A 21630-nucleotide genomic window follows, 5' to 3' on the forward strand; every position below is an offset into this window, starting at 1 on the left:
CGAAAACATCACTTTAACGACGTTTCCGTTCAAAATTGATGCCAGACATGATCGCCTTAAACGCGTCTTTCTCGTCGCGGTTGATTCGCGCGCCATTGTCGGCGATGTCGAAAACCGCCCTGTCCTCATTCTGGCTGCGGCTCGTGCGGTTACGCTCTTCGGCGGCTTGCGCCAGCCGATATGTCAGCGCCTCATCGGCCAGATCGGACAATTCCTCTGCAGCTTCGGCAATCTCGGCATCCAACCCCCGGAGCGCTTTGATTTTTGCGAGTTCCTCGGCCAGCGTGATCTCGGCCTTTTCAACGTCGCCTGGTTTGAACACACAGGGGATTACTGCGACATGGCGAAGGGCCAGCAGGTTTTCAAGGATTGCGGGGCCTAAAGTTTCAATAATGTGGTCTTTCAGATGATCCGGATCGTCGATGGCGTGCCTTAGGATGGCAGCGCGTAGTGCAGCGTGATCGGGATCATGGCATTCCATTTCTTCCAGCTGGTGCTCGAATTGGATCACAACAGTGGGGTTCAGGACAGCGATTGCCAGAATGGCGGCTTCGCGCATTCGGATGTCTGCATTTTCCGAAGACGCCAGAAAAGAAGCGCGCGCGCCCGGAGTTGCGGCCTGTTTTTGTGGCTGCCACTTGCCGCGCGGTTGCCATTGGCGGTTTTGCGGTTGGCGTTGTGGGCGGAACAGCTGCCAGCGCAGATCCTTAATCTCCTGTCCGTAGTGAGAACGGATCGAGGGGTCTCGGATCAGCTTGATCTTTTCCTTCAGCGATTTATCCAGCGCCGCCTTACGCTCGGGGCTATCGAACACTTTCCCTTCGGTCTCACGCTGCCACAGCAGCTTGACCATAGGAATCGCGCTTTCCAACACCGCCTGCACGGCCCCCGGCCCTTCGGCGCGCAGCAAATCGTCGGGGTCTTTGCCCTCGGGCATCAGCGCAAAGCGCAGGGATTTGCCGGCCTCCAACAACGGCAGAGCCAGATCGACCGCCCGCATCGCAGCGCGCAAACCCGCCGTGTCACCATCCAGTGCGATAATCGGCTCATCCGAAATACGCCACAGGAGTTGTAGCTGATTTTCCGTGATGGCAGTGCCCAACGGTGCAACCGACGCTCCAAACCCAGCCTCAGCCAGTGCGATCACGTCCATGTACCCTTCGGCCACAATCAGCGGCTGACCCTTTCCCGCCGCCTGTCGGGCAGGTCCGTGGTTATAGAGGCTGCGTCCTTTGTCAAAAAGCTCGGTCTCGGGCGAGTTCAGATACTTCGCATTGTCACTGGGGTCCATTGCCCGCCCGCCAAACGCAATGCAGCGTCCACGCGGATCGCGGATCGGGTACATGATCCGGTTGCGGAAGGTGTCATAGGGTTTCTTGCCTTTGTTGGAAGGTTTTGCCAGACCTGCGCCAAGGATCAGATCCTCGGCCACGTTTTTACCGCGCAGGTGATCCCAAAGGGCTTGCCAACTGTCCGGTGCAAATCCGATCTCCCACCGGTCCAGCGCTTGCGCGTCCAAGCCCCGGCGCGTCAGATAATCACGCGCGGCGCCCCCGGCCCCAGTTTTGAGCTGCAGGCGAAAGAACTGCGCCGCCTGCTCCATAACTTCAGCCAGTTGAGACCGGCGATCCTGTTTTTCTTGTGCCTTGGGGTCCCGCGCGGGCATCGGCATCCCAGCCTCACGCGCCAGAATCTCCACTGCCTCGATGAAGGAGACATTCTCGGTCTCTTTTACAAAACTGATCGCGTCGCCCTTGGCGTGACATCCGAAGCAGTAATAGAACCCCTTCTGATCATCGACATGAAAGGACGCCGTCTTTTCGTGGTGAAACGGGCAAGGCGCCCACATGTCCCCTTTGCCCTGGTTGGACTTGCGCTGATCCCACATGACTTTTCGGCCGACGACCTGAGACAGGCTCAACCGGGTGCGCAGTTCATCCAGAAATCCGGGGGGCAAAGACATGGGTCAAACTTGGCAGAAATGGAAACGCGCGCCAAGGGTATGACGCGCGGTTGTCCACAAGGAAATGATGAGGCTGTGGATTATTGCTGCATACACAGCTCAAGCCATGCGGCACCCAGATCCTTTTTGCGCACATCGCGCATCTTTTGCTCATAGACCCAAGGCGTAATCAGGGGAATCGCCGCGTTGTAGTTTTCGGGCCAGGTCGGGCCGGTGTCAGCCACGGCCTGGGGCACATCGCGTTCTTTGACGCGGTCCAGCCGAGCCTGCTGAATCGCCTTAACAACATCTGCTTGATATTGGCAGCTTTGTTCTTTGCTCTCTTCTGCGGCCAATGGTGTGGCCAGCAAGGCAGCAGCGATCGCGATACGCAACATGGGGTACTCCGGTAATCGATTCTTTCGCAGCAGCTTACCCGCCGCGGGCGGTGCCTGCCATGACCGTTTTCAAAGTACGATTTGTGCTGGACTGATCCGGTGTCAAGTTTTTGGGGCAATCTGACATAAGCCTGATTGCCCCTGAGTTCAGACCATTACAGCCCTTTGGCGCGATAGCTTTTTGCGACCCGGTCGATCGCAACGATATAGGCCGCGGTCCGCAGATCCTCGACGTCCGCACGATCGTGCCAAACCTCACGCATCGACTGGTAAGCAATTCGCATGGTGTCATCGAGACCCGAGCGCACCAGTTCCAACTCGTCCGCGCCCTTGAGGTACTTGGACTTGAAGTTCGGAGACATCGACCAGGCATCGCCAAGGTACCGATCCAAACGTTCAAGTTCGCTGACAATCAGTTCGTGTCGCGCTTCTTCCTGACGACGTTGCATGCGGCCGAAGCGAATGTGGCTCAGGTTCTTGACCCATTCGAAATAGGACACCGTCACACCACCAGCATTTGCGTACATATCCGGAATGATGACCGTGCCTTTCTTACGCAGGATCTCGTCTGCACCAGCGGTAACAGGACCATTCGCAGCTTCGATGATCAACGGTGCTTTGATCCGGTCAGCGTTGGAGAGGTTGATGACGCCCTCCAAAGCGGCCGGAATAAGGATGTCGCACTCTTCCTCGAGAACTGCACCGCCCTCTGCCGAGTGCGTCGCATCCGGATAGTCACTGACACCGCCATGTTTGACGATCCACTGACGCACCGATTCCACGTCAATTCCATCGGGATTATAAAGCGCGCCATCCCATTCGATGATGCCCACGATTCGTGAGCCATCCTCTTCGCTGAGGAATTTCGCAGCGTGGTATCCCACGTTGCCCAACCCCTGAACAATGATGCGCTTGCCGTCCAGCTTACCGGACAGGCCTGCCTTCTTGATATCTTCCGGGTGGCGGAAAAACTCGCGCAGAGCATACTGGATACCCCGGCCCGTTGCCTCGACCCGGCCAGCGATACCCCCGGCATTCAGCGGCTTACCTGTCACACAAGCGCGCGCGTTAATGTCCGTGGTGTTCATCCGGGCATACTGATCCGCCATCCACGCCATCTCACGCTCACCCGTCCCCATGTCGGGGGCCGGCACGTTTTGCGACGGGTTGATAAGGTCTCGCTTGGCCAGTTCATACGCAAAGCGGCGCGTGATCTGTTCCAACTCGTGCTCTTCGTACTTACGCGGGTCGATACGCAAACCACCTTTGGACCCGCCAAAAGGCGTTTCGACCAAAGCACATTTATAGGTCATCAGAGCAGCAAGCGCCTCGACCTCATCCTGGTTCACGGCCGTTGCATAGCGTATCCCGCCTTTAACGGGCTCCATATGCTCGGAATGGACCGAGCGGTATCCGGTGAACGTGTGAATATCGCCACGCAGTCGAACACCGAAGCGAACCGTGTAGGTGGCGTTGCAGACCCGGATTTTCTCTTCCAGCCCTGGCGGAAGATCCATCAGGGACGCCGCCCTGTTAAACATCAGGTCTACACTCTCGCGAAAGCTGGGTTCATTAGTGGCCGTCATTTAATCCTCCGTGCCAACGAACGACTGGCGTTCTGACGTTTTGTCGCACCCATTGGGTAAACGATCAATATTTAAGCAGAAATAAAACGGCAAAATCATCGTGAATATCTTTGAGCGGGGTTGAGTCGCGTCTTCTGCCCGAACCAGCGAAATTGTCCCCCGACCGAAAACAGAGAGCCCAAAGATCAGCAATTATCCCTAGCCCACGGGCAAACTTGCCAATTACCTGGCGAATTTGCCCAATTCACGCCACGTTTCGCCGTTATTTATCAAACGTTAACTTTTCCTTAGCAGCGTCGTATGTCTGCTCAGCGGGGACTGCAAAATGGCAAGACGAATTTTTAGAAACGTCTCGAACGGCATTAAAGAAAAAGAATCGAAAGCCCGACGCTTTGCCCGGAACGAAGACGGATCGTTCATCGTTTTCGTGGTTCTCACCTTCTTGTTGATCGTCGCGACGACCGGAATGGGCGTCGATATGATGAACTTCGAGCGTGATCGGGCTAATCTTCAGGCAACACTTGACCGTGCAGTTCTTGCAGCAGCTGACCTTGACCAGACACTGCCTCCTTCGGATGTTGTGAAATCCTATCTGGCGACGTCGGGTTCGCCCGGTACACTCGTAGGCGAACCCATAGTTGTCTCGGGTCTGGGGTCACGTAAAGTGACGGCCACCGCTGACGTCCTCGTCAATACCAATTTCATGAGGCTTTCAGGTGTGAAAACACTTAAGGCCCGCGTCACCAGCACAGCTGAAGAATCCATTGGCTCGGTCGAGATTTCGCTGGTGCTTGATATGTCAGGATCAATGAACGACCCTTCGGCCGAAGCGGGAAAGACCAAGATTCAAGTTCTTCGCTCTGCAGCCAAGGACTTTGTTACGCTGATGCTCAACAAGACTGGTGAAAGCAAAATTTCCATGTCGATCATCCCCTATGCGACTCAGGTTAACGCGGGCGAAGGGATCCTTGGAAAGTTCACGAAAGTATCGTCAGAACACGACTATTCTCACTGCCTTAACTTCTCGGGCAGCCAGTTCAGCGACGCATCTATTGATCCTAATGCGGTGCACGAGCGGACAGCGCACTTTGACCCGTGGAGATACTCGAACGGGGCTGAGCAATATCCAAAATACCGAGTCTGCCCGACTCGTGCTGGCAGTGAAATCACCCCGGTAACAGATGATATCGACGTATTGCACCAACGGATTGATCAGCTGACAGCCAGCGGCAACACGTCGATTGACCTGGGTATGAAGTGGGGCAGCGCGATGTTGGACCCCCAGTTCAGGGGTATTGTAAGCAAATTGGCACAAGAGGGAACGGTTCCGACCAAGTACAATAATCGCCCGGAAGAATACAATTCAGATGTACTGAAAATCGTCATTGTGATGACGGACGGGAAAAATACGAGCCAGTACTTCTTGAAAGATGAATTCCGCAGCGGCGAAACGGAAGTTTGGTTTAACCCAGAATACGATCGAGGTAACGGCAAGACAGGCGAATACAGCATTCGCTATTCCCGGGACCCGGATCGTTGGGTCTGGATGCAGCATACCGAAAAAAACGGTGGCAGCTACGTGACTGCCGATCACCCGTTTGGAAACCCCGAAAATGAGAACTCTTCGAATGAAGAGATCGGAACATCTGTTCGCTTGAACTATCCGGACTTGTTCAATCTGGCATCCCTTTGGTGGAATGCTAAGAACAATTTTTACTGGCAGAACAATCACGAAAACTATTGGTATTGGGATGCACGTTCCTCGGTCGGTGGATCAACAAAGGACACGCGAACAAAAAACATCTGTACTGCCGCGAAGAACAAGGGCGTAATCGTCTACGGTATCGCTTTTGAAGCGCCCAGCCACGGACTGACTACGATCAAGAACTGCGCTAGCTCAGACAGCCATGTCTACAACGTTGATGAATTCAATGATCCCGAGGGCATCTCTTTGGAAGAAGCGTTTGCTTCTATCGCGTCTTCGATCAAAAAGCTGAGACTGACCCAATGATACGGAAAACACTGGCAAAAGTGGTGCGTTTCAAACGCTCGGAAGACGGCAATGTTACGCTCGAGTTCGTGCTTTTATTCCCATCGCTCCTCCTCTTTATTGTCGGCGCAATGGAGTATGCCTTTGTGACGATGCAACAATCCATGCTGGAAAGGTCGGTCGATCTGGTTGTACGCGATATTCGCCTGGGTACCGGAAAGGCATTTACCCATGACCAGATCAAAAAATCGATTTGCGATCGCACTCTCATGGTCAATGATTGTGATCAGAACCTTCGCTTGGAAATGATCGTTCAAAACGCGTATGAGGGAATAAACCTGCCCGAACAGCCAGATTGCACCGACAACTCGGAAGAGGTCAAACCGGTTCGGAGCTTCAAAAATGGTCAAGCCAACGAACTGATGATCTTACGGGCGTGCGCCAAGGTCGATCCTCTGTTGCGAACGACCCAAATGAGGCGCGCTCTGGTCGACGAAACCGGGCAGATTGCCCTCACGGCCACAACTGCATTTGTACAGGAGCCTTGAGAACGGCATGGCCATTTTTTCAAAGATTCGTGGATTTCTGGGGCGCGCAAAGCGTGACGAGCGGGGATCGCTGACGGTTGAATATGTCCTTATCTTCCCTCTGCTGGTGTGGACGGTAACCGGCACTTACAGCTTTTTTGACGGCTTCCGCCAAAGTGCTGCCAACCTGAAGGCAGCTTATACAATCGGTGACCTGATCTCACGGGAATCCTACTCGCTCACAGATACTTATTTTAAATCGCTATTTATTCTGATGGACCGGATGGTTGGTAATGAGTCGCAACTCGAAATGCGGGTGACGGTGATCAGATATGATGAGGAAGACAAACGCCATTATGTGATGGGGAACACCAGATGCGGTTTTACAGCAAACTGGGAAAACGGCAGCATCGGACAACTGAAAGACAGCCTTCCGCCTATGCCTGATCAGGATACGCTGATCCTTGTTGAAACAAGAAACAGGTACGTCCCGACGTTCAATATTAGCTGGCTGGCCGACGACTACACATTCGACAATTTTGTCTTCACGCGGCCTCGCTTCAACGACAAGGTCGCTTGGGCTGCGTCGGATCAGTTTTGTCAGCAGACTGTACCAACAGTGTAGTCAGCACCTCAGACATAAACTTAGTCTCTGCCGCAGAGGTCATCCCACCGACGCCAATACGGTGACCGACACGCCACCATAAACCTGGCGCCCAAGTGTTGGGCGCCTTTTTACGCGTGCAAACCAAAAACCCGTTCGAGGGTTTGAAGGCGAAGACGCCGCGCTCGACGGTCTCGATATCCTCAACCTTTGCAATGAGTTGCCCTGCCCCAGTTCGAAGCTCTGTTTCGGTCAGCTCGATCCAGTCGTTGGTGGCTTGCCACATGCGGTAAGCCAACCAAAAGGCGCCTGCTCCGACCGCAAGCAAAAAGACCAGCCAAGCCGGTTCCGGCGGGGTAGCGAGCGCGACATAAAGCACCAGCGCGCCCACGATCGACAGCATTCCCACGCCAATCCAGCGCCTCGGTGCTGACGGTTTGACCGTGGCCAGTATTTCCTGTTGCATTGTCATCCCCTGCTCTGCTCCGCCCGGGTTTAACTGCTTTGACGGTCGAAAAACAGAGGGCATCTTACCCTCGATTTTTGCACAGCCAGCGTGTTTGCACGCGAATTGACGCAGATCGTGCACAGGTTACATGATCCTCACAACACCAGGAGGCCAACATGTCCCTTAGACCGACACTGGAAACCCGCAAAGCCGTTCCGACGATGGAAGGCGCAGGCGTCAAGCTACATCGGGCATTCGGGTTTCAGGACCCGTCCGAGCTCGACCCGTTTCTGTTGTTCGACGACTTTCGAAACGAGCGCCCGCAGGACTATCAGGCGGGTTTCCCCTGGCATCCTCATCGCGGCATCGAGACGATCACCTATGTTCTGTCTGGGACCGTCGAGCACTCGGATTCCCTCGGCAACACGGGCACGCTCGGCGCGGGTGATGTCCAGTGGATGACGGCAGGGTCCGGGATCCTGCATCAGGAAATGCCCAAAGGGAACGATGTCGGCCAGATGCACGGGTTCCAGCTTTGGGGGAATCTGCCATCGGACCAGAAAATGACTGCGCCGCGCTATCAGGACGTTCAAAGCAAGGACATACCAGAGATCACCGATGACGACGGCACCACAGTGCGCGTCATCGTTGGCGAGTTCTGGGGCAAGACAGGTCCCGTGGACGGCATCGCTGCAGATCCGCAATATCTGGACGTTCAGATCCCGGCCGGAGTGAAGAAGACCTTTCGCATCGACACATATCGCCGGGCATTTGCCTATGTCTTCCAAGGTCAAGCCGCATTCGCTGACGCGTCACAACCCACTGGTGTACTTCTGGAAAAAGAAGTCGCCGGGCAAGAGGTCAACATTCGCGACATGTCTGGGGATCGAACACTCGTACGGTTTGGAACCGGCGACGAAGTCACGGTTCAAGCCGGGCCTGAAGGTGTTCGCTTTCTGCTGATTTCCGGCGCACCAATTGACGAGCCGGTCGCCTGGCATGGTCCGATCGTCATGAATACACGAGCAGAACTGGAGCAGGCGTTCCGCGAGTTGCGGAATGGCACATTCATCCGTGCCGCTCACTGATAAAGGCAATTTGGTCAGGCGGTTACGGCGCGCCTGACCATATCCCAATAGACCCGCTCGACCTCGTCCAGCGACAATCGTCCACCTGTCCGGTACCAGGTCATCACACCGTTCAACATGGCAATCACCGCCAGCGTTGCGATCTTGGTATCGGCAACCGAGAAAAGCCCTGCCTCTTGTCCATCCCTCAGAATGGTCTCAAGCGAGTCCTCATAAGTCCTGCGCAATCCCTCGATTTCAGAGAAATTTTCGGGAGTGAGATTGCGTAACTCCATATAGGCGATGAACACCTCATCCGGCCTCTGCAAGTGAAACCGAATGTGAAAGCCCACAAAACGGCGCAACGCACCTTCTGCATCCCCCGGTTTGCCCAGTTCAGCGTAGGCTGACAACAGGTCTTGCATGTGGTCATGCATCAGACGGAACAACAGGCTCTGTTTATCCGGCGTGTAATTGTACAGCGCGCCGGCCTGCACGCCGACTTCCTTCGCGATCTGTCGCATGGACACAGCGGCATAGCCATGCCGAGCAAAAAGTCCCAGCGCAGCCTTGCGGATGCGCGGGCCGGTGATGTCTGAATGTGAACCTTGGGTACGTGCCATTGCATCACCGTATATGAACGCATGTTCATATAGAACCCCGCTTGAACGACCGCCGCAAAAGGTGCATCACGGTGTCAGTCGCCATTGAAAGGGTTCTGGATGAAACCCCTGCCATTGCTGGTTCTGTTTCTGACTTGCGCAGCGTGCGCCGACTTTCCGGAGTTGGAAGGGCGTGAGCTGCCGAATGTGCGTTCGGCAGCGTACCCTAAGCTGATCCCGGTTCAGGACATTCTGGGCCCGCCAGTGGACCCCGTGAGCGAAGCGGCTGAGGTCGAAGAGGATCTGACGGCGCGCAGCGAAGCGCTGGCGAAAAAGGCCGAAGCGCTGCAAAATGCCGAAATAAACTAGCCTTCATCAATTCAAACGCCTGTATCCGCTGTCTCGGATTGCGCCCCGGCGCTGAACCCGTTAAGGCACCGATGAACGGGCGGACAGCCCGAAACCACAGAAATTCGAGCGGAAAGGAACCCACGGGATGACACAGGCGCTGCGGCTGGGAATTGCGGGCTTGGGAACAGTTGGGGTGGGTGTCGTGCGGATCGTGCGCCGCCATGCCGATCTGCTGCAGGCGCGTACAGGCCGTGCGATCGAAATCACCGCTGTTTCCGCGCGCGACGCAAACAAGGACCGCGGCGTGAGCCTGTCGGATTACGCGTGGGAGACTGATCCCGTCGCTCTGGCAAAACGCGATGATATTGACGTCTTTGTTGAACTGATGGGCGGCGAAAACGGTGCCGCCAAAGCATCGGTCGAGGCGGCGCTGGCCGCTGGCAAAGATGTTGTGACAGCAAACAAGGCACTCCTGGCAATCCATGGTCAGGAACTTGCCGAAAAGGCCGAGGCCGCAGGCCGCGTAATCCGTTTCGAGGCCGCCGTCGCTGGCGGCATCCCGGTAGTTAAGTCCCTCACCGAAGGTCTGGCAGGCAACGAGATCACTCGCGTCATGGGCGTGATGAATGGCACCTGCAACTATATCCTGACCCGAATGCAGTCACAGGAGCTAGGCTATAACGCTCTGTTCGAGGAATGCGCCGAACTGGGCTACCTTGAGGCTGACCCAAACCTTGACGTGGGTGGTATCGACGCGGCGCATAAACTGGCGCTGCTGTCTTCGATCGCATTTGGCACCAAGCCGAATTTCGACGGCATCCAGATCGAAGGCATTCAGCAGATCAGCCTGGATGACATTCACCAAGCCGACGACATGGGCTATCGCATCAAGCTGCTGGGCGTTACTCAGCGCTCGGCGCGCGGGCTGGAACAGCGGATGCAGCCATGCCTCGTGCCCAGCGGCTCGCCCTTGGGGCAGTTGGAAGGCGGCACCAATATGGTGGTGATCGAAGGCGATGCGGTTGAGCAGGTTGTCCTGCGCGGCCCCGGCGCAGGCGAAGGCCCAACGGCCAGTGCCGTGATGGGCGACGTGTGCGATCTGGCGCGCGGGCTGCAAATCCCGACATTCGGCCGTCCGGCGACCACGCTACAAGATGCCAAGCCCGCAATCACCGGTCTGCCCGCCCCCTATTACCTGCGTCTGGCGCTGTTCGACAAACCGGGGGCGCTGGCCAAAGTGGCCGCCATTCTGGGCGATGCCGGCGTCTCAATTGATCGGATGCGCCAATACGGGCACACAGAAGCCACAGCGCCGGTGCTGATCGTCACACACAAAACCACGCGCGCGACGCTGGACGTTGCTTTGGAAGGCCTCCGCGCGACCGATGTTGTATCGGGTGAGCCCGTTGCACTGCGGATTGAAGAGGTTTGACCCTTGCAGCCTGCCCAAAACGCAGGCTATGCCCGATGAAACGCCTTTATTGACCTGAGGATATCTAAAATGAGCGCTGCCAAAATCGATTTCAACGACCGCCTGTTGTCTCTGGGCCTAGCACGGGTCGCGGAACAGGCTGCACTGGCCTCGGCCTCGCTGGTCGGACGTGGCGACGAAAAAGCTGCGGATCAGGCGGCGGTGAACGCGATGCGCGAGCAACTGAACCTGCTGGACATCGCCGGTGTTGTCGTCATCGGCGAAGGCGAGCGCGACGAAGCGCCGATGCTGTACATCGGCGAAGAAGTGGGTACGGGCAGCGGCCCCGGTGTGGACATCGCTCTGGACCCGCTGGAAGGCACCACGCTGACCGCCAAGGATATGCCGAACGCGCTGACCGTGATCGCAATGGGCCCACGCGGCTCGATGCTGCACGCGCCGGATGTTTACATGGACAAGCTGGCCATCGGTCCGGGCTTTCCCGAAGGCGTCGTGAATCTGGACATGAGCCCGCGCGAACGCGTTGAAGCTCTGGCAAATGCCAAAGGCTGTGAGCCGGCCGATATCACCGTCTGCATTCTGGAACGCCCACGTCATGAGGCGATGATCGCCGAAGTGCGCGAAACCGGTGCCTCGATCCGTCTGATCACCGATGGTGACGTGGCGGGCGTCATGCACTGCGCCGAAAGCGAAGAGACAGGCATCGACATGTATATGGGCCAAGGTGGTGCGCCCGAGGGCGTTCTGGCAGCGGCTGCGCTGAAATGTATGGGTGGCCAGATCTTTGGCCGCCTGCTGTTCCGCAACGACGACGAACGTGGTCGGGCCGCCAAGGCGGGCATCACCGATCTGGACCGTGTGTATACCCGCGATGAGATGGTGACGGCTGATGTGATCTTTGCCGCAACCGGTGTGACAGGTGGCTCTCTGCTGCCGCGCATCAAGCGCGAGCCGGGTTGGGTCGAAACCACTACCCTGCTGATGCGGTCCAAGACCGGATCGGTACGCCGTATGTCCTACCGTACCCCCATGTGGCCGCACAACGAGGCATAAGCGGCTTGCGCCGCTGCCTTCGGCGAGAGTATCTGTAAATAGGTGAAGAGGCCGGGTCCGAGAGGGTCCGGCCTTGGCATATGAGGGCAGGCATGAGTTTCTTAGGGGTTGAGCAGTCACTGACAGGGCGGCGTTGGGTCGGACCGGAGGCCGAGGTCGAACGGGCTACGGAAATGCTGGTGCAACAGGCGGGCCTGCCACGTGCGGTGTGTCAGGTTCTGGCGCGGCGCGGCGTGCCCCCCATGGAAGCGCAGAGTTTTCTGGACCCCAAGCTGAAGGAACTGCTGCCTGATCCCCGGGCCATGAAGGACATGGAGAAGGCCGCGACGCGCTTTCTGGAAGCTGTCCGGAACAAGCAGCGGATTGCGGTTTTTGCCGATTACGATGTGGATGGCGGCAGCTCGGCGGCGTTGCTGCTGGTCTGGCTGCGTCAGATGGGGCTGCAGGCTACGCTGTATGTTCCAGACCGGATTGATGAGGGCTATGGGCCGAACGTACACGCGATGCAGGAACTGGCGGCTGCGCATGACCTGATCATCTGCGTGGACTGTGGAACGCTCAGCCACGAACCAATTGCGGCGGCGAAGGGCGCAGACGTCATCGTGCTGGACCACCACCTTGGGGGGGAGACGCTGCCCGACTGCGTTGCGGTGGTGAACCCTAACCGGCAGGATGAAAACGGCGATCTGGGTTATCTCTGCGCAGCGGGTGTCGTGTTCCTGATGTTGGTTGAGGCTGGCCGACAGTTGCGCGAGGCCGGGGTAAAAGGCCCGGACCTGATCAGTTTGCTGGATCTTGTGGCCCTTGCGACTGTTGCAGACGTGGCCCCCTTGATTGACGCGAACCGGGCGCTGGTCCGGCAAGGTCTGAAAGTCATGGCGCAACGGCAAAGACCGGGGTTGGTCGCGTTGTCGGATGTGGCACGTATGGATTCGGCCCCCAACAGCTACCATCTGGGCTTCCTCCTGGGGCCGCGCGTCAATGCGGGTGGGCGGATCGGTCAGGCGGATCTGGGGGCACGCCTGCTGAGCACCGACTCGATGACCGAGGCGGAGGCATTGTCTAACAGGCTGGACGAACTGAACACCGAACGACGTGATATTGAGAATGCGGTGCGCGCGGCAGCGTTGGAACAGGCCGAAGAGCGCGGGCTGGATGCGCCGCTGGTCTGGGCTGCGGGCGAAGGTTGGCATCCTGGAGTCGTCGGGATCGTGGCGTCCCGTCTCAAGGAAAGTGCGAACAGACCCGCCATCGTAATCGGCTTTGACGGGGATGAGGGTAAAGGATCGGGCCGCTCGGTTTCGGGCGTTGATCTGGGAGCGTCGATCCAGAGGTTGGCGGCTGAGGGGCTTTTGGTCAAAGGCGGCGGCCACAAGATGGCGGCAGGGCTAACCGTAATGCGGGACCAGTTGGAGCCGGCCATGGAACGCCTAAGCGAATTGCTGGCCAAGCAGGGTGCGGGTCAAGGCGGACCGGCGGACCTGAAGCTGGACGGTGCGCTGATGCCCGGCGCTGCCTCGGTTGACTTGATCGAACAGATCGAAAAGGCAGGGCCATTTGGGGCAAGTGCCCCTGCCCCGCGCTACGCTCTATCCGACTTACAGGTCCGCTTTGCCAAACGCGTGGGAGAATCGCACCTGAAGCTGTCTTTGTCGGACGGCATGGGCGCGGGACTGGACGCGATCGCCTTTGGTGCTTTTGACGGACCGATGGGTGAACGGCTATCCAATCACGGTGGCGCCCGGTTCCATTTCGCCGGGCGACTTGAGGTGAACACATGGGGCGGGCGGCAAAGTGTTCAACTGAGGCTAGAGGACGCGGCAGAGGCAAACTGAGCTCTTTTCCGGCCGCGCCAAAAAAGTTTCACATCCCTGCATTTTTCGACTTGCGGGGGTCAGAGGTAAACCGTAAAAGGCCCTCCACAAGCCAGCGTGGCCCGTTCGTCTATCGGTTAGGACGCCAGGTTTTCAACCTGGAAAGAGGGGTTCGATTCCCCTACGGGCTACCACTTGTGCTTGCGCCATTTCAGATGGCCCGTTCGTCTATCGGTTAGGACGCCAGGTTTTCAACCTGGAAAGAGGGGTTCGATTCCCCTACGGGCTACCACTTCTCCTCATCTACACTCCGAATTTTTCTCGACACAGGTCTTGTATCTGACCCCACAGGGATTTGAATTCCGGCGTATTTTCTGCGGCATAGTGAAAGTTCTTCATCAACCCGGTGAGCTGAGTGAACACCTGCCGTACCTCGGCCTTGTCCGTAAAGCTCGCGGTTGATTGAGTAACATCGTAGATCAGTTTGAACGTCATCTTCTGACGCTCCAGCGGAACCGTTGCATCCACCTTGTCGAACGCGTCCTGCTGCAAATAGACCATGTCCACGAACAGTGCTTTTTGTTGGGTCACGAAGTCCTCAATAGTGACGCCCTCTTCGCCGGTGACCTGCATCATCTGGTCCACCTGCTCACCCTTTTCAATCAGCGCCAGCAGATCACGCACCTTACCGGTCCAGCCGGGTTCTGCATTCTTGTCGTACCAATCCGAAAGCTGATCCGTGTATCGCGACCAGCTGAGCATCGGGTCGACGGCCGGATAGAACCGCTTGTAGGCACGCTCCGAAGAAAGGCCAAGGAAACACTTCACTGTGGAGAGTGTCGACTGCGTCACCGGCTCGTCAAAGTTGCCACCCGCGGGTGAAACTGTGCCGATCAGCGTCAGGCTGCCCAGATCGCCATCGTTGGTTTTCAGTGCGCCTGCGCGCTCGTATAGCCCCTTGATCGAGCTCTCCAGATAGGCTGGAAAACCTTCCTCGCCGGGAATCTCCTCAAGCTTGCCCGATGTCTCGCGCATGGCTTGCGCCCAACGGCTGGTGCTATCGGCGATCAGCAGCACGTCATAGCCCATCTGGCGGTAATACTCGCCAAGCGTGATCCCGGTGAAGATCGACGCCTCGCGCGCCGCCACGGGCATCGAGGAGGTGTTACATATAATGATCGTCCGGTCCATAAGGCTGCCGCCCGAGGTTGGGTCGGTCATCTTGGGGAATTCGTGGATCGTTTCCACCACTTCGCCGGCCCGTTCCCCGCAGGCCACAACGATGACGATATCGACCTTCGAATTCCGCGCGATCAGGTTTTGAAGCACGGTTTTACCGGCACCAAACGGACCAGGAATACAGGCCGTTCCGCCACGCGCGATGGGAAAGAACGTGTCGATCAGGCGTTGTGAAGTCAGCACTGGTTCGGTCGGATACAAACGCTCGGACAAGGCACGTTTCAGGATGCTTTCGGGCAAAGGTCGCCGTACCGGCCATTTCTGACATAGGGTCAGGGTGTGCTCACCGCCCTGCTCATCCTCCAGGCGCGCAACGATTTCGTGGATCGAAGCGGCGCCTTTCTGAACCCAGACGACCTTGTAATCGCCGACCCAATTGAATGGCAGCATGATCTTATGGGTGAACCGCCCCTCGGGCACGGTGCCGATGCTGTCGCCCGCCGTGACCGTATCCCCAACCTTGACCGATGGCGTGAACGACCACTTCGCTTGATCATCCAGCGGAGCAACGTCGGCACCGCGTGGCAGGAACGTCCCGAACTCGGCTGCGACCTTGGGCAAGGGTGACTGCAAACCGTCAAACACCTGACCCAACAGCCCCGGCCCAAGCTCTACCGAGAGCAGTTGCCCCGATTGCTCCACCGGGTCGCCAACGGCCACGCCGTCGGTGCTTTCATAAACCTGAACGTCGGCCGTATCGCCGCGCACGCGCAGCACCTCCGCCTTCAGCCGCTCCTGCCGTCCACCGGGGCCTGGCCGAGTGGGAAGGATGAAGACCACCTCGTTCTTGACCAATTGCCCCGGAACTCCGGCAGCATCCGGGTTGGCCTGAATTTGCACCAGCCCTTCCTGGACCGAGACGACACGGGCGGTTGCGGTTTGAACCGGGGGTGTTTGGGCAGTCATGCGCTTACTCTCTCAAAATCGAAATCTGCGACATTGGCCATGGCTTGTTGGGCCAGTTTCTCGAATCTGGCTGCTGCATCCTGAGCGTTGCTTTGGGCCCAGCGGTCAAAAATGTTCCAGATCAGAACGTAGATTGCCACCGCTTCGAAATCGAACAGGTGGCGGCCAGCGTGGCGTCTCAGTTGCTTGTGGCTGACGGACAAAAGCAACCGTTCCAGGCCCAACGGGTCCTCGACCTCCAGCAACTGACGCGCTTCTTTGATCCATGGCATCGGCACCGAAAGGCGGAAATCCGGGTCGCCCCAGTTGGCACAGATGTGACGGCTCCAGCGTCCAAAACCATAAGACCCCATTGGCGGATCTCCCCCCTGCCCGCGCAAGCGCAGCGCAGCGACGACGGTCCGAAGGTCCATGCGCTCAAGAAACACATCGCGCAGCGTCGGTTGCGGGATTTCGGCCAGAGCCTGTTTGCACCTCTGAACGGCCTGCGCGTCGGTGACGTCCATATCATACGCGCTCCAGTTCAGGGCATTTTCCATGACATTCAGGACACGGGCGTCCTCAGGCGTCAGCGCTTTCATGCGGCGATCCAACCGTAGCCGCGACAACGGAGGCTGTTTGGCGACGAATAACCGCTCAGAGCCCGGAAGGCTGCTGATCAGGGCGATATAGGCGTCAGGGTCCGACATCTCAGCGGATCACACCTTCCAGCACGGCACGGAACCGCGGCTGCAGATGCTCCATTAGCAGCGACGCGACGGCCTTGTCCGTCAGGTCAAGAACCACACCCTGATCCTCGGCTCGCACACGGATGCCGCTTTGCGTATCATCCGATGCGTGCAGTTCGACCTGTTCGCGTAGCATCTCGGCCGTCAATCCAAGGACATACTTGGTCAGCTTGCCTGACTGGATGTCATCAGCGTTTTGCTTGATGTCCTCTTGCGTCGCGACCTTGGCCGGCAGAATGACCTGCACTTTGCCATCCAAGTTGACGCCATCGGATTCACGTCCAACCACTTCAAGGATCATCTGTTTCAAAAGATCCGGGTCGGCCATTTCCTTGGTGACCAGACGCTCGACATCTTCGCGGAACCGATCCGTCAATCCACCCTTCATGGTCAGGACCGCATCCCGCATGGCGGTGTTCAACGCTTCTTCACCGGCCGAACGGTAATTGTCGGATTCAGTACGGGCCTTTTTCTGATAGTCGTCCGCCTCACGCTTTGCATCCGCCAGAATTTTGGCGGCTTCAGCCTTGGCCTCGGCGCGCAGCTTGTCAGCGTCTGCCTGACCGGCCGCTACGCCGTCATTGCGCAGCTTGTCGATCAGGGCATCTACGCCATGAGAAATCATGCCATCCTGTGCCATCAGCTGATCCCCGCGCTGATGACCAGAGCAAAGACGAAGGCAAAGACACCAAACCCCTCGATGATCGCTGCCGGAGCCAGTGCAAGGCCGAAGATCTCGGGCTTTTCCTTGGTGGCATTAATCGCCGCAGCACATGCCCTGCCCTGCCAAATACCGCAGTACATCAGCGCGATCCCCGACAGGATACCGATCCCGAACAAGCCGCCCGCGTTTTCGGGCGTCACGTCCCGGTTCAGGGTGAACATGATGACGATGCCATAGATGACCATCGTCGATGGGAAGGCCGACACGCCAACAAAGCGGCCATATCCACCATCGGTTTCCGTCATCGCCCCAATACTGGCCTGCCCGGCAATGGCACAGCCAATGGCGCTTGCAGCTGCACCCAGCGCCATCGGCGCATAGATGCCCAGCCAACCCAAAGTCAAAACAAGCTCATTCATTCCTGAACCTCCTTGCGGGCAAACGGGCGAAAGACGATGCCTTCGTCCGGCAGACCCCATTTAAAGAATTCGATGTAATTGAGACGTAAACCGTGGACGACGCCGCTCATCATGGCGAGGGCGAAGTTAAGAACATGGCCGATGATCAGGATCAGCAGTGCCAATAGAATACCCAGCCCCTTGAGGGACTGCATCACCGAAACCGCCAGATCGTTGAAGGTGATCGCCAGTGAGGCTGAGGCTAGCCCTAGCGCAAACAGACGCATATAGCTGAGCACGTCCCCGAAAGCTCCCATCGCGCCAGCAAGGCTTTGCAGCCCTTCAATCAAGCGCCAAAGCCAATCTATGGGCTTGTTGATGGGCAGGCCGCTAGAGAACCAGACGATGGCCAGAACCCCGATACCCACCAGGACCGCGCCGGGGATCAGTGAACTGCCCTTCATATAGCCGAGCCACAGAATAAACCCGCCAATCAGCGCCGCAATCCAACCTAGGTTGGCGATCGCCTTGCGCTGCCCCCACGCCGCGCGGGCCGCCAAGGCGTTGGCCAAAACCAGATGCAGTACACCCACAACAATCGAAACCAACATCATGGCACCGAAGTTGTTCAGGTCGAGCAGTTTGAGTTTGGCCCAAAACGATCCGTCAGGCGGCGAAACACCGAAGTAACTGCCGACGAGAACGCCGTACAGGATCGTCGCGCCCGAGATGATCACCCCGAACCTCCGCCAGGATCGCTCTCCTGGCGTTCCGTCGAGCCGTTTCCAAAACACCAGAAGGCCCAGTAGGATGATCGCTCCGTATCCCGCGTCAGCAACGATCATCGCAAAGAAGATCGCAAATGACGCCGCGACGATGACACTAGGGTCCCAATCTTTGTATCCGGGCACTTGATAAAACAGCGCCAAGTCTACGGCAGCGCTGCGTTTTTCCGGCTGTTCCAGCAAAGTGGGCGGGTTGTCATCAGGATCGGGCTCCTCGATCAGAACCGCGGCGTCCTTGGCGCCAGCCATGTCCAGCACCGCGTCAACGCGGTCCTCGGGCACCCAGCCTTGAAGGGCGAACATGGCCTCTTCGTCGCGTACCTTCTGCGTTGCATGGGCCAATTCAGCCGCACTTTCAGCAACTGACAAATTCCGTCGCATCAGCGTCAGATACCGCGTCTGCGCGACCCTCTCTGCATCCAGCGCTTCTATGGCGATCTCCGCTTCTTCCAGCTGCGCCTCAAGCTCGTGAATGGGAAGCGAACCGGTGTGAGTTCGGGGTACAGGAAGGATGTCGTCATCAGGTTCTTCGGGTGAAATCAGAACTGCGTAGATGAACCGATTGTCCTGCTGCAAAATGGCCCAGGGCAATTCCATAACTTCCAGCGCATCACGGTGCTTCAATGGCAACCGGTAAAACCACAACCTATTGCCAGCCAGCACATCGCCTGGCGGAAAGTCCAGATCGCCCCAGGGACGGACCTGAGCGATCCGGTTCGCCAGAAAATCCCGTCGGTCCGTCATATCGCGGGTGCGCTGCATCAGATCCAGAACATCTCTGACGAACTGCTCCATATCGAATTCCGGATCACGCTGTATCTGCCGACGGGGTTCGGCCACATCATTCAGAAACCGCAGGGCTTTATAGGCGTTACGAGCACCTCTTTCACTGATCTTCTCGGGTTCGCTGGGCGGTGGAGCCAGAGGCAGGACATGCATGCACCCAAGTTCCTGCAACGCTTCGAGCGTCTCGCCTTTATGAGCAGTTGGCCCTACCAGCGACAACTTCTTGAGCCTCGCGACACTCATGACACAGCCTCCTGCGCATGTTTGCGTTTCGAGATCTTCGAACGCACCACGGCCTGCATCTGTTCATCACTCAGGTAGATGCGGATTTTCTTGATGTTGGCCTTGGCGCGGGGGATCAGGACCTTTTCGAACAAATTGACCCGTTGGGTGATTGTGGCGACGGCCTTGTCAAATATCTTGACCCTCTCTTCGGCCACTTTAACGCGCAATCGCGCCTCGATCATGTCATGCAAAAGACTGGCTGCCGCATCGACCCAGTGCGGCTTGGCAAGAAAAGAATACGGGCGCACCGCAACCTCAATCCGATCCAGCGCTGGCATTTTGACGCCGACGACGTTGACCTCTTTGACCTTGTAGTCCTTCAACTCAACCAGACCATCCAGATCGACACCCTTCTGCGCCAACATCGGCAGTTTCTCACCGATCTTTTGCGCCAGCTCATGCACTTCATCCTGCAGGCGATGAACGTCCTCTCGCGCCTTGGCACGTTCTGCCATCAATTGCTGACGTTTGAGGTCAAGCGACGGCAGGAACCGTTCATAGCCTTTCAGCTGGGTCTGCTCGCGGGCGAGTGACGATTTATTCAGCTGCAACCGCGCCATCGGCATCCTTCGGGAAATACTTGTCGATAAGTTCCTGCTTCATCAGCAGCTGTTCAGGCGCGAAACACTCAGCCAGTGTTTTCCAGCCCAGATCCAGCGCCTCCTCGAGTGGAATCGAGACGTTGATGTCCATGAACCGGGTTCTGAAAAGGCCGCCGAACTTCAACAACTGATGATCGTAATCCGAAAGATCAAAAGCCATTGCCTGTTTCTGCGCGGCGTCGCGGCTTTCCGAATAGAACCGGATCATGGTGTTCATGATCTGGCTGTGGTCCTCGCGCGTGGTCTTGCCGATCACGTTCTGCTTGAGACGGGAAAGGCTGCCGAACGGGTCGATCACCCCGGAATGCAGATAAAACTGCCCCTCAGTGATATAGCCCGTGTTGTCCGGTACCGGATGGGTCACGTCGTTGCCCGGCATCGTGGTCACGGTCAAAACGGTCACCGAACCGCCCTTTGCATAATCACAGGCCTTCTCGTACCGGCGGGCCAATTGCGAGTACAGGTCGCCCATATATCCGCGCTGCGAGGGCACGCGTTCCTGGCTGATCCCAACCTCTTTCATCGCATCGGCATAGGCAGTCATATCGGTCAGCAGGACAAGAACGCGCTTGCCCTCTTCGACCGCGAATTTCTCTGCCACGGCCAGCGCCATGTCCGGCACAAGCAGCCGTTCGACCAGCGGGTCCATCGCCTGATTGACGAACATCACAGTGCGGGAAAATACACCCGCATCTTCAAACGATGTACGGAACGTGAAGTAATCGTCAAAGATCAGCCCCAATCCGCCGAACACCACAATATCTGCATCTGCCTGAATGCCGATCCGGCTGAGGAACGCGTTGAACGGCTCACCGGAAACCGAAAAGATCGGGATTTTCTGGCTTTCGACCAGAGTGTTGAACACGTCGATCATCGGAACATCCGTACGGATCATCTTGTTGGGTACGGCCCGTTCCGCGGGGTTGACGGTTGGGCCTCCGATGTCCACACGTGGCTCGGACGACAGGTCCGGACCACCGTCGATCGACACACCCGCACCGTCAAATACGCGCCCCAGGATGTTTTGCGAATACGGCGTTTGCATCGGGTGGCCAAGGAATGTCGCCGTGGCCTCGGTCGATATCCCCTTGGTGCCGGAAAACACCTGCAAGGTGACAACGTCCCGGTCGATAAAGATCGCCTGTGCCAGCGTCTTGTGGCCGTCCACAGTTTCGATAACGGCCAGATCATTGAAACGCACCGCGGCGTCGGTCGATCCGTCCAGCGGCACCCTGACCTTGATCGTATCCCCGACAATCTCAAGAACACGCGTGTACTTCAAAAGACTTCGGGACATTGCTCATCCTCAGTCGTTAAAGAGTTTTTTGAAATCGGCGCGGCGAAATCACTGCGCGTTTTCTGTAATCATAGGTTCAGCTTACAACGAATTCATGAATTGGCAACTGAGGATGTTTGGGTCGGT

General features: G+C 57.4%; 20 protein-coding genes and 2 tRNA genes. 10 read left to right on the forward strand and 12 right to left on the reverse strand.

Features of this window, described 5'->3' with window-relative positions; genetic code table 11:
• Positions 1–13: 13 nt before the first annotated feature.
• The 3 genes from dnaG to ACR0J0_RS09930 all read right to left on the reverse strand — a co-directional run bounded on the left by dnaG (position 14) and on the right by ACR0J0_RS09930 (position 3926).
• Positions 14–1963: a DNA primase gene (dnaG, locus tag ACR0J0_RS09920; protein ID WP_480663462.1), complete on the reverse strand. Its 1950-nt coding sequence runs from the start codon at positions 1961–1963 to the stop codon at positions 14–16.
• Positions 1964–2043: 80 nt separating this feature from the next.
• Positions 2044–2340: a hypothetical protein gene (locus ACR0J0_RS09925; protein WP_480663464.1), complete on the reverse strand. Its 297-nt coding sequence runs from the start codon at positions 2338–2340 to the stop codon at positions 2044–2046.
• Between the two features lie 155 nt (positions 2341–2495).
• Positions 2496–3926 (reverse strand): Glu/Leu/Phe/Val family dehydrogenase, encoded by a 1431-nt coding sequence (locus ACR0J0_RS09930; protein WP_480663466.1) that lies wholly within the window; start codon positions 3924–3926, stop codon positions 2496–2498.
• 325 nt (positions 3927–4251) lie between these two features.
• Here ACR0J0_RS09930 and ACR0J0_RS09935 point away from each other — a divergent pair, with 325 nt between their 5' ends.
• Genes ACR0J0_RS09935 through ACR0J0_RS09945 form a run of 3 tightly spaced genes read left to right on the forward strand, consistent with a single transcriptional unit; the run spans position 4252 to position 7068 of the window.
• Positions 4252–5937, forward strand: a complete 1686-nt coding sequence (locus tag ACR0J0_RS09935; RefSeq protein WP_480663468.1) for a TadE/TadG family type IV pilus assembly protein — start codon at positions 4252–4254, stop codon at positions 5935–5937.
• Entirely contained in the window at positions 5934–6464 is a 531-nt protein-coding gene (locus tag ACR0J0_RS09940) for a TadE/TadG family type IV pilus assembly protein (RefSeq protein ID WP_480663470.1), read from the forward strand. The genes ACR0J0_RS09935 and ACR0J0_RS09940 overlap by 4 nt, the downstream gene beginning before the upstream one ends.
• Positions 6465–6471: 7 nt before the next feature.
• The gene (locus ACR0J0_RS09945; protein ID WP_480663472.1) at positions 6472–7068 is read left to right on the forward strand and encodes a TadE/TadG family type IV pilus assembly protein; all 597 of its coding nucleotides are present in this window, start codon (positions 6472–6474) and stop codon (positions 7066–7068) included.
• On the opposite strand, the gene ACR0J0_RS09950 is transcribed toward ACR0J0_RS09945, so the two are convergent.
• Positions 7004–7513 (reverse strand): hypothetical protein, encoded by a 510-nt coding sequence (locus ACR0J0_RS09950; RefSeq protein ID WP_480663473.1) that lies wholly within the window; start codon positions 7511–7513, stop codon positions 7004–7006. The genes ACR0J0_RS09945 and ACR0J0_RS09950 overlap by 65 nt on opposite strands.
• A gap of 158 nt (positions 7514–7671) precedes the next feature.
• Here ACR0J0_RS09950 and ACR0J0_RS09955 point away from each other — a divergent pair, with 158 nt between their 5' ends.
• Positions 7672–8583: a pirin family protein gene (locus ACR0J0_RS09955; protein WP_480663475.1), complete on the forward strand. Its 912-nt coding sequence runs from the start codon at positions 7672–7674 to the stop codon at positions 8581–8583.
• 14 nt (positions 8584–8597) lie between these two features.
• Here the strand turns inward: ACR0J0_RS09955 and ACR0J0_RS09960 are convergent, their stop codons facing one another.
• A complete protein-coding gene (locus tag ACR0J0_RS09960; RefSeq protein ID WP_480663477.1) occupies positions 8598–9185 on the reverse strand; it encodes a TetR/AcrR family transcriptional regulator in 588 nt (195 codons plus the stop codon).
• A 99-nt stretch (positions 9186–9284) separates the two neighbouring features.
• Here ACR0J0_RS09960 and ACR0J0_RS09965 point away from each other — a divergent pair, with 99 nt between their 5' ends.
• The 6 genes from ACR0J0_RS09965 (at position 9285) to ACR0J0_RS09990 (ending at position 14106) form a co-directional block, all read left to right on the forward strand.
• Positions 9285–9533 carry a hypothetical protein gene (locus ACR0J0_RS09965; protein ID WP_480663479.1) on the forward strand — a complete coding sequence of 83 codons (249 nt, stop codon included), beginning with the start codon at positions 9285–9287 and terminating at the stop codon, positions 9531–9533.
• Positions 9534–9660: 127 nt separating this feature from the next.
• On the forward strand, positions 9661–10947 hold the full coding sequence (locus ACR0J0_RS09970) for a homoserine dehydrogenase (protein ID WP_480663481.1): 1287 nt from the start codon (positions 9661–9663) through the stop codon (positions 10945–10947).
• Positions 10948–11016: 69 nt separating this feature from the next.
• Complete coding sequence (glpX, locus tag ACR0J0_RS09975) at positions 11017–12000, forward strand: class II fructose-bisphosphatase (protein WP_480663483.1); 984 nt, start codon at positions 11017–11019, stop codon at positions 11998–12000.
• Positions 12001–12092: 92 nt separating this feature from the next.
• Positions 12093–13835, forward strand: coding sequence for a single-stranded-DNA-specific exonuclease RecJ (recJ, locus tag ACR0J0_RS09980; protein ID WP_480663485.1), 1743 nt, complete (start codon positions 12093–12095; stop codon positions 13833–13835).
• 98 nt (positions 13836–13933) lie between these two features.
• Positions 13934–14008, forward strand: a tRNA-Glu gene (locus tag ACR0J0_RS09985).
• Between the two features lie 23 nt (positions 14009–14031).
• Positions 14032–14106: transfer RNA gene (locus ACR0J0_RS09990), tRNA-Glu, on the forward strand.
• Positions 14107–14117: 11 nt separating this feature from the next.
• On the opposite strand, the gene ACR0J0_RS09995 is transcribed toward ACR0J0_RS09990, so the two are convergent.
• From ACR0J0_RS09995 to ACR0J0_RS10025, 7 genes are read right to left on the reverse strand one after another with little or no spacing between them, the layout of a single operon-like run.
• Positions 14118–15959, reverse strand: coding sequence for a V-type ATP synthase subunit A (locus tag ACR0J0_RS09995; RefSeq protein WP_480663487.1), 1842 nt, complete (start codon positions 15957–15959; stop codon positions 14118–14120).
• Positions 15956–16648 carry a hypothetical protein gene (locus ACR0J0_RS10000; RefSeq protein WP_480663489.1) on the reverse strand — a complete coding sequence of 231 codons (693 nt, stop codon included), beginning with the start codon at positions 16646–16648 and terminating at the stop codon, positions 15956–15958. The genes ACR0J0_RS09995 and ACR0J0_RS10000 overlap by 4 nt, the downstream gene beginning before the upstream one ends.
• A gap of 1 nt (position 16649) precedes the next feature.
• Positions 16650–17327, reverse strand: coding sequence for a hypothetical protein (locus ACR0J0_RS10005; protein WP_480663491.1), 678 nt, complete (start codon positions 17325–17327; stop codon positions 16650–16652).
• Positions 17327–17770: an ATP synthase subunit C gene (locus tag ACR0J0_RS10010; protein ID WP_170476012.1), complete on the reverse strand. Its 444-nt coding sequence runs from the start codon at positions 17768–17770 to the stop codon at positions 17327–17329. Before ACR0J0_RS10010 ends, ACR0J0_RS10005 begins: the two co-directional genes overlap by 1 nt.
• Positions 17767–19563, reverse strand: a complete 1797-nt coding sequence (locus ACR0J0_RS10015) for a V-type ATP synthase subunit I (protein WP_480663494.1) — start codon at positions 19561–19563, stop codon at positions 17767–17769. The genes ACR0J0_RS10010 and ACR0J0_RS10015 overlap by 4 nt, the downstream gene beginning before the upstream one ends.
• Positions 19560–20165 carry a V-type ATP synthase subunit D gene (locus ACR0J0_RS10020; RefSeq protein ID WP_480663496.1) on the reverse strand — a complete coding sequence of 202 codons (606 nt, stop codon included), beginning with the start codon at positions 20163–20165 and terminating at the stop codon, positions 19560–19562. Before ACR0J0_RS10020 ends, ACR0J0_RS10015 begins: the two co-directional genes overlap by 4 nt.
• The gene (locus tag ACR0J0_RS10025) at positions 20143–21504 is read right to left on the reverse strand and encodes a V-type ATP synthase subunit B (RefSeq protein ID WP_480663498.1); all 1362 of its coding nucleotides are present in this window, start codon (positions 21502–21504) and stop codon (positions 20143–20145) included. The genes ACR0J0_RS10020 and ACR0J0_RS10025 overlap by 23 nt, the downstream gene beginning before the upstream one ends.
• Positions 21505–21630: the final 126 nt, after the last annotated feature.

The organism is Ruegeria sp. BF12, assembly GCF_056538705.1.

Excerpts from the sequence above, each read along its gene's own strand:
- dnaG (WP_480663462.1), bottom strand. The coding sequence starts at position 1,963 with ATGTCTTTGCCCCCCGGATTTCTGGATGAACTGCGCACCCGGTTGAGC.
- ACR0J0_RS09925 (WP_480663464.1), bottom strand. The coding sequence starts at position 2,340 with ATGTTGCGTATCGCGATCGCTGCTGCCTTGCTGGCCACACCATTGGCC.
- ACR0J0_RS09930 (WP_480663466.1), bottom strand. The coding sequence starts at position 3,926 with ATGACGGCCACTAATGAACCCAGCTTTCGCGAGAGTGTAGACCTGATG.
- ACR0J0_RS09935 (WP_480663468.1), top strand. The coding sequence starts at position 4,252 with ATGGCAAGACGAATTTTTAGAAACGTCTCGAACGGCATTAAAGAAAAA.
- ACR0J0_RS09940 (WP_480663470.1), top strand. The coding sequence starts at position 5,934 with ATGATACGGAAAACACTGGCAAAAGTGGTGCGTTTCAAACGCTCGGAA.
- ACR0J0_RS09945 (WP_480663472.1), top strand. The coding sequence starts at position 6,472 with ATGGCCATTTTTTCAAAGATTCGTGGATTTCTGGGGCGCGCAAAGCGT.
- ACR0J0_RS09950 (WP_480663473.1), bottom strand. The coding sequence starts at position 7,513 with ATGCAACAGGAAATACTGGCCACGGTCAAACCGTCAGCACCGAGGCGC.
- ACR0J0_RS09955 (WP_480663475.1), top strand. The coding sequence starts at position 7,672 with ATGTCCCTTAGACCGACACTGGAAACCCGCAAAGCCGTTCCGACGATG.
- ACR0J0_RS09960 (WP_480663477.1), bottom strand. The coding sequence starts at position 9,185 with ATGGCACGTACCCAAGGTTCACATTCAGACATCACCGGCCCGCGCATC.
- ACR0J0_RS09965 (WP_480663479.1), top strand. The coding sequence starts at position 9,285 with ATGAAACCCCTGCCATTGCTGGTTCTGTTTCTGACTTGCGCAGCGTGC.
- ACR0J0_RS09970 (WP_480663481.1), top strand. The coding sequence starts at position 9,661 with ATGACACAGGCGCTGCGGCTGGGAATTGCGGGCTTGGGAACAGTTGGG.
- glpX (WP_480663483.1), top strand. The coding sequence starts at position 11,017 with ATGAGCGCTGCCAAAATCGATTTCAACGACCGCCTGTTGTCTCTGGGC.
- recJ (WP_480663485.1), top strand. The coding sequence starts at position 12,093 with ATGAGTTTCTTAGGGGTTGAGCAGTCACTGACAGGGCGGCGTTGGGTC.
- ACR0J0_RS09995 (WP_480663487.1), bottom strand. The coding sequence starts at position 15,959 with ATGACTGCCCAAACACCCCCGGTTCAAACCGCAACCGCCCGTGTCGTC.
- ACR0J0_RS10000 (WP_480663489.1), bottom strand. The coding sequence starts at position 16,648 with ATGTCGGACCCTGACGCCTATATCGCCCTGATCAGCAGCCTTCCGGGC.
- ACR0J0_RS10005 (WP_480663491.1), bottom strand. The coding sequence starts at position 17,327 with ATGGCACAGGATGGCATGATTTCTCATGGCGTAGATGCCCTGATCGAC.
- ACR0J0_RS10010 (WP_170476012.1), bottom strand. The coding sequence starts at position 17,770 with ATGAATGAGCTTGTTTTGACTTTGGGTTGGCTGGGCATCTATGCGCCG.
- ACR0J0_RS10015 (WP_480663494.1), bottom strand. The coding sequence starts at position 19,563 with ATGAGTGTCGCGAGGCTCAAGAAGTTGTCGCTGGTAGGGCCAACTGCT.
- ACR0J0_RS10020 (WP_480663496.1), bottom strand. The coding sequence starts at position 20,165 with ATGGCGCGGTTGCAGCTGAATAAATCGTCACTCGCCCGCGAGCAGACC.
- ACR0J0_RS10025 (WP_480663498.1), bottom strand. The coding sequence starts at position 21,504 with ATGTCCCGAAGTCTTTTGAAGTACACGCGTGTTCTTGAGATTGTCGGG.